Origin of the sequence: Trichocoleus desertorum ATA4-8-CV12, from assembly GCA_019358975.1 — a bacterium.
Lineage (GTDB): Bacteria > Cyanobacteriota > Cyanobacteriia > FACHB-46 > FACHB-46 > Trichocoleus > Trichocoleus desertorum_A.
In genome coordinates, this window is record JAHHIL010000038.1 from 46,698 (window position 1) to 53,466 (window position 6,769).

The 6,769-nt window shown below is 49.7% G+C and carries 8 protein-coding genes; 2 read left to right on the top strand and 6 right to left on the bottom strand.

The window, feature by feature from the left end; genetic code table 11:
* Window positions 1–25: 25 nt before the first annotated feature.
* The 3 genes from KME12_20640 to leuS all read right to left on the bottom strand — a co-directional run bounded on the left by KME12_20640 (window position 26) and on the right by leuS (window position 3,462).
* On the bottom strand, window positions 26–493 hold the full coding sequence (locus KME12_20640) for a type II toxin-antitoxin system VapC family toxin (GenBank protein ID MBW4490196.1): 468 nt from the start codon (window positions 491–493) through the stop codon (window positions 26–28).
* A complete protein-coding gene (locus KME12_20645) occupies window positions 494–757 on the bottom strand; it encodes a hypothetical protein (GenBank protein MBW4490197.1) in 264 nt (87 codons plus the stop codon). It lies immediately after the preceding gene.
* 140 nt (window positions 758–897) lie between these two features.
* Complete coding sequence (gene leuS / locus KME12_20650; GenBank protein ID MBW4490198.1) at window positions 898–3,462, bottom strand: leucine--tRNA ligase; 2,565 nt, start codon at window positions 3,460–3,462, stop codon at window positions 898–900.
* Between the two features lie 81 nt (window positions 3,463–3,543).
* On the opposite strand from leuS, the gene KME12_20655 reads away from it, so the two are divergent.
* Window positions 3,544–3,960, top strand: coding sequence for a gamma-glutamylcyclotransferase (locus KME12_20655; protein MBW4490199.1), 417 nt, complete (start codon window positions 3,544–3,546; stop codon window positions 3,958–3,960).
* Window positions 3,961–4,116: 156 nt separating this feature from the next.
* On the opposite strand, the gene KME12_20660 is transcribed toward KME12_20655, so the two are convergent.
* The 3 genes from KME12_20660 to KME12_20670 form a co-directional block, all read right to left on the bottom strand.
* On the bottom strand, window positions 4,117–4,638 hold the full coding sequence (locus KME12_20660) for a zf-HC2 domain-containing protein (GenBank protein MBW4490200.1): 522 nt from the start codon (window positions 4,636–4,638) through the stop codon (window positions 4,117–4,119).
* Between the two features lie 250 nt (window positions 4,639–4,888).
* Window positions 4,889–5,548: a sigma-70 family RNA polymerase sigma factor gene (locus KME12_20665; GenBank protein MBW4490201.1), complete on the bottom strand. Its 660-nt coding sequence runs from the start codon at window positions 5,546–5,548 to the stop codon at window positions 4,889–4,891.
* A 275-nt stretch (window positions 5,549–5,823) separates the two neighbouring features.
* Window positions 5,824–6,024 (bottom strand): hypothetical protein, encoded by a 201-nt coding sequence (locus tag KME12_20670; protein MBW4490202.1) that lies wholly within the window; start codon window positions 6,022–6,024, stop codon window positions 5,824–5,826.
* A gap of 462 nt (window positions 6,025–6,486) precedes the next feature.
* Between KME12_20670 and KME12_20675 the strand changes: the two genes are divergently transcribed.
* Window positions 6,487–6,769 (top strand): hypothetical protein (locus KME12_20675; GenBank protein MBW4490203.1); only part of this gene is annotated, 283 nt, incomplete at its 3' end.

Consider the following 6,769-nt stretch of genomic DNA (forward strand, 5'->3'; position numbering starts at 1 on the left):
TTAGGCCGATGCACCAAGTTGTATGTTACAAGGGGTAGTTGTTAGGATTTTCAACCAATAGCCCTTCACTAGCAGCAGCCAAATTTAGCTCATTGTCTGCCGATACAAAAACGATGGGTGGCAAGCCGCTAGCCCCAGACAACGCATTGATGGCACAACCTGCTGCTAGCTGAACTGCATCGTAGCCGCGTAACCCTCGCATTTCAGCCAGCATCATCCCAGACTGGATAATTTCTTCTGTAATTTCAATAACTTGATAGTCTACCTGTATATCGTTTCTGAATTGATTACATATCATCGCTGCATCAGCGACACTAATACTTCCACTGCGTGCCCGTCGCGTAATTGCTGCAATGATTTCAACGGGTGTAATGGCTGCAACAAAGATTTCACTGTCTAATGCCGAATCAAACAATCCTAAAACCCATGCCGAGCCTACTTCATTGACATATCTCTTGACTAGAGCACTACTGTCTACAAAGTAAACTGCCATTTATCGGCGTTCCTCAACAATCGTTTGAGAAACAGGTTCACCTTGAATTTGAACGAGGTGCTGGGACGTTCTTTGCCCAAAGGTAGAAGGCTTAATCTGCCGTACCAATCCAGCAGTAACTAATGATTGATGAAAAACTGTTCGTTTCGCTGCTGTCTCCTTATCTGCAAGATAACTTTGAACAGCCGCACTAAGTTGCTGCAACTCTGATGGTTCCAACGTTTGCAGTTGCTCAAGAATTTGCTGAAGGACTGCCTGAGGCATATTTGTAACCTACAGATTGGTATGACTTTGACCTCTATTCTACAAAGACCCAAGCCAACCACTCCACAAGCAGTCTTTCGGAGCGATCGCAACCTCTCCCAAATTTTTGAGGGTTCAGCATCGCCAAACCCCTCCTATTGCTATGCCACCACGAAGTTAACTAACTTACCAGGTACTACGATCACCTTCTTGATCTCCTTGCCTTCAATGTAGCGCTGAGCCAATTCCGACTCGCGGGCATATTGCTCCTGGGCTGCCTTGTCAGCTCCCGCAGGCACCTGGATGCTGCCACGGGTTTTACCCAGGATTTGAATCACGATCGTGATCTCATCTGCTACTAGGGCCGCAGGGTCAGCTTCAGGCCAACTTTGCAAGTGAATGGACTCGGTATGCCCAATCCGTTGCCATAGCTCATCAGCAATGTGCGGAGCCAAAGGAGCCAACAGCAAGAGCAACGTCTGAATCCCCTCCGCATAGATGGGTGAGTCCTTGCAGGGAGCATCTGTGAGGGCATTGCTCAGCTTCATCAACTCAGACACCGCTGTGTTGAACTGATATTCCCCTTCAAAGTCCTCCGTCACCGCTTGGATTGCTGTATGAATGGCGCGACGGAGATCCTTCTCTGGCTTGCTCAGTTCGGCGAGATTTACCTTCTTGGTGCGATCGCCACCTTTCTCTGCAAACTCACTCACCAATCGCCACACCCGACCCAAGAAGCGGAACTGACCTTCCACATCGGCATCATCCCACTCTAAGTCTTTCTCCGGGGGAGCCTTAAACAGGATAAACATCCGGGCTGTGTCTGCGCCATACTTCGCTAATACAGATTCTGGATCAACTCCGTTGTACTTCGACTTAGACATCTTTTCGTAGAAGACTTCCAACGCTTCTCCGGTTTCGGGATCTTTGGGATCGGCGGCGTTCACCGAGGTAGGGGTGACATACTTGCCCGTGGTCGGGTTCTTGTAGGTCAAGCCTTGCACCATTCCCTGAGTCAACAAGCGATCAAAGGGTTCATCGAAATTGAGCAGACCGCGATCGCGCAACACCTTAGTAAAGAAGCGGGAGTAGAGCAAGTGCAAAATTGCGTGCTCGATGCCACCCACATATTGATCCACCGCCATCCAGTCATTGGTTTTGGCGGGGTCAAAGGCTTGCTGATCGTTGTTGGCATCCGGGTAGCGGAGGAAGTACCACGAGGAATCAATAAAGGTATCCATCGTGTCAGTCTCACGCTTAGCGGCAGTGCCACAACTGGGACAAGGCACATTCACCCAATCTTCCAATTGAGCCAAAGGAGATGGCCCCCGACCGGAGAACGCAACACTCTCTGGCAACCGCACCGGGAGATCTTGCTCAGGAACTGGCACTGCGCCACAGTTGGGGCAATGAATAATCGGAATCGGTGCACCCCAATAGCGTTGACGGGAAATCAACCAATCTCGCAAGCGATACTGCACCCGCGCCTTACCAAACCCTTTCTCCTCAGCAAACTTAACGATCGCTTCTTTACCTTGAGGAGAAGGTAGACCATCAAACTGGCCAGAATTGACCATCGTTCCTGGCTCAGTGTAGGCAGCTTCCAAAGGTGCATTGGCATCGCCGCCTTCGGGCACGACCACAACTTTGATCGGCAAGCTCTTTTCCGTGGCAAACTTGAAGTCGCGCACATCATGGGCAGGTACACCCATCACTGCCCCAGTGCCGTACTCGTACAATACATAGTCGGCAATCAGAATTGGGACTTCCTCTCCGGTAAAGGGATTAACTGCTTTACCGCCAGTCGGAATACCTCGCTTGGGTTTGTCCTCTGCGGTTCGCTCCAATTCGCTTTGACCCGCCACTTCTTTGGCAAATGCTTCCACTGCTTCCTGGCGATCGCTGGTGGTAACGCGAGCCGTAAGCGGATGCTCTGGTGCCAACACGACATAAGTCACGCCATAAACCGTATCCGGGCGAGTCGTAAACACACCAATTTTTTCGTCAGAACCAACGATGGGGAATTCCAAATAAGCTCCGACTGATTTACCGATCCAGTTAGCCTGCATCAGCTTGACTCGCTCTGGCCACCCTTTGAGCTTATCGAGGTCCGTTAGCAGTTGCTCGGCATAATCGGTGATCTTGAGGAACCACTGCTTCAGCAACTTCCGCTCTACCTTCGCGCCCGATCGCCAAGAACGTCCTTCATTGTCTACCTGCTCATTCGCCAGCACCGTCTGGTCAATGGGGTCCCAGTTCACCGCCGACTCTTTTTGGTAGGCCAAGCCAGCCTGATAAAATTGCAAGAAAATCCATTGAGTCCAACGGTAGTAGTCTGGTGAGCAGGTGGTGACTTCTCGGCTCCAATCGAAACAGGTGCCTAGCTTCTGCAACTGCTTCTGCATCTGAGCGACGTTTTTGTAGGTCCACTCGGCAGGTTGAATGCCGCGATCGATCGCCGCGTTTTCGGCGGGCAAACCAAAGGCATCCCAGCCCATCGGATGCAACACGCGGTAGCCCTGCATCTTTTTCAGCCGCGCAATCACATCGGCAATGGTATACACCCGCACGTGCCCCATGTGCAGATTACCCGAAGGATAGGGAAACATGGACAGCGCGTAAAATTTGGGCTTGTTAGGATCTGTAGAGGTCTGGTCTAAGCTTAGCTCAGTCCAAGTTTGCTGCCACTTTTCCTCAATTGCTTTGGGGGTATACCGGGACTCCACGAACGGAACTCCTGCTAAATTTCAGTCATCGGGTTTGCCTACCTATTCTAATTGCTCGGCACTGGTCTATTACGTCACCCAATGGATTTCTTGAAAGTCTTTGTCTACGGCACCCTGAAGCCCGGAGAGGTGAATTATCAGCGCTACTGTGCAGGTAAAGTCGTAGCGGCAACGCCCGCGATCGCCCGTGGTCAGCTCTTTGCTCTATCCTTGGGCTACCCAGCCATGACCACCGGAACTCAGACAGTACATGGGTTTTTGCTTAGCTTTGATGACACAGCTATCTTGTCCCGCTTGGATGCTTTAGAAGATTTTGTGCCAAGGCGATCGCCAGAGAAAAACGAATATCAGCGAGAAGTCATTACCGTTTTTGATGCAGAGGGGCAACCTTTGGATGATGCTTGGGCTTACCTCATGCATCCTCAGCGCATTCAACAACTTCGAGGCGTCTTACTACCCAGTGGAATTTGGAGTGCTAAAAGTTTGCAAGTTGAGTAAACCTTGACAAAATAAAAGAGGCAAAGCATCTTCCACCCATGCTTCACCTCTTCTGCACCTGATTTTTTGACCTGATGTTGTTGCCTGGAGAACTGAGACCTGCGATCGCTAGAGGTCGTCTAGTGGCTCACACTCTTTTAGTCTTTCAGCGAACATTTAGCGAATATTGGCGTTGGAATCGTTATAAATGTCACCACTTGCAGCGGCGGGCATAGAAACCGGAGCCTTAGGAATTTGCACCACGGGCTGGTCTAACGCGATCATCAAAGCATCAGAATTAACGGATGATGCTGAGCTTGGCAGTTGCGCGTTTTGAGTCGCACCCGACCCTTCAATCGGTGACTGGGCAAACTGAGGCCTGAACGCATCACTACCAGGCAAGAAGCCTGAAACCGCACCGACAAACAAAGCTGCAACCGCTGCACCACCCCAAAGCAGAATTTGCTTAGGCCGACGATTAACCCGCTTAAACACAGCATCCACTGTTTGCTCTACGGATTGGCTTGCGGCAGGTATTGGCATTGATTGCAAGCCTTGGCGAAGTTCTAGCAAGCGAGTATACAAGCGCTTTACAACTGGGTCTGTTGCTAGCCACTCTTCGACTTGCTTACGTTCTGCGGCGGTGACTTCACCATCTAGGTAAGCACTCAATAATTCAAAGCGATCGCGTTGGAGCATAGAAAGGGCACCCGTAGGCTGATGGGGAGTATCAATCTGTCCAGTGAAACCATCCTCAGAGGATGTGGATTCAGAGCGGTTACGGGACTCAAATTCAGGCATCATTTTTACATCACTACCAGGTCACGCCAGGGAAAACACACCAAAATTCACAAACAACTTAGTCCAACTAGACCAATCATAGAAGAACAACTTGGGACTGACACTGTTCCTACAGTCAGAAAACCCAACTTACTTCTAAGGGGCTAGATTACTGACCATCTAAATAATTCTGCAATTGGGACTGCAAGCGCTGTCTAGCACGAGCAATTCTTGACTTTACAGTACCCAAGGAAACGCCTGTAATCTCGGCAATTTCTTCGTAAGCCATGCCTTCAATTTCGCGCAACACAATGGTAGTGCGGAAAACTTCTGGCAAATCAGCGATCGCCTCATGAAGTTGGTCGTAAAACTCGCGGGTCGTTAAGTGTTCTTCTGGGCCTGGATCAGCAGAAGCGATCTCCCAATCCATTTCGCCGTCATCCATCGCTCGCGGCGCGTCTAGAGATAGAGGCTCTGAGACCCGCTTACGCTTCCGTAGTTCGTCATAGAACAAGTTGGTGGCAATGCGGCTGAGCCAACCCCGGAACTTGACTGGATCATTTAAGCGTTTGACGTTGCGGTAAACCCGAATCCAGACTTCTTGAGCCAGATCTGAGCGATCCTGCCAATCGGGAGCAAGGTGATACAGCACCCGCTCTACATGGGATTGATAGCGCCGCATTAATTCAGCAAATGCCGAGCGATCGGGCCGCAGCCCTTCCTGACACTGCAAAATTAAATCGTAGTTTGAGAGTTTTTCGGGTTGCACTGGCACTTGAGGAGGATTCGCCTCAACCGTGGACCAGGATACAGGAAGGGAGTGACTCATGGGTGGAATCTGGGTCTATAACATTCCTGTTTTGTTTGACGCCCGTAGATTCAGAGAGTTCCCAAGACTCGCCTCAGTTAGTTTTAACCCCAGGTATTTGGATTAGGCCGCTGAGTAAAGACCCATTCTGCCCCCAAGGCTAGCTAAGGCTGATCATCCCGCATCTTGCACATGGTTTTCATTAACGACATTTCAATAGTACTTTGCGGATTGCCGATTGTTTCAACATCAGGTCAACATCGGGCAAGTTCTACCAACACCCATCCAGCAAAAAGCTAGAGCGCAGGGGGTTTGATGAAGTTAGGCAATAAAACTTGAACTTTTGAGTCGTTGGTGAGTGGGCTAGAGCCAACAGGCAGTTGAGCTTTCTCAGCTGCTTGGGTATCAGATGCTTGAGTAGAGGAGGGCCAATTGCCTCCTAAAAACAAATTCAGCGAAAAGGTAATGGTAATAGCTAGTAAGAGTTTTTCTGGCATGACGGGCTCTCCTCACAAAGTAGTTGAGTCAGGGCTACTGAAGTGGAGGGTGCTGGTTGAATATCGCCCATGCTACCCAAATCCCTGAATCCGCTGTACAGATTTAATGGTTTCTACAGCCTTACCTTAGGGTGCCCATCAATTACTAAAGGGAGTGCCTCAACTACTAAATAACCATGAAGCAAACAAGAAGTTGTGATGAAGTTTACGAGAGTGATGCGTAAAGCCCCCGCGTTTTAACCGGGGGATATCAGCGAATAGCCGAATTTATTCGGCAGTGTCCTCCTTTTGGGGAGTGGGTAGGCGATCAATCCAGTCCTCAATCAACTGAGTCATGGTTTTCTTTCTCACTTTTGCGACCTGTCGTAGTTTCTGAAGCCTTGACTCTTCAACCCTAATATTGAGCGTCTTTTTCATCTTGTGTCTATACATTGCCTATGCAAATAGGCTATCATAGAACTCATGAAGACTCTGAAGTTTAAGCTCTATCAGCACAAGCGCAACCGCCATCTCAAGCGGTGCATCAATGCTGCTGGGGTGATTTATAACCATTGCATTGCTCTCCATCGTCGATACTACCGCATGTGGAGTCAGCACTTGAGTTGCGCCAAGCTTCAGTCTCATATTGCCAAGCTACGGAAGCGTAAAGCGTTCTGGCAATGGGTCGGCTCTCAAGCCGTGCAAGATGTTTGCCAACGCATTGAGAAAGCATATCAACTGTTTTTTAAGCACCACAAACAAGGGG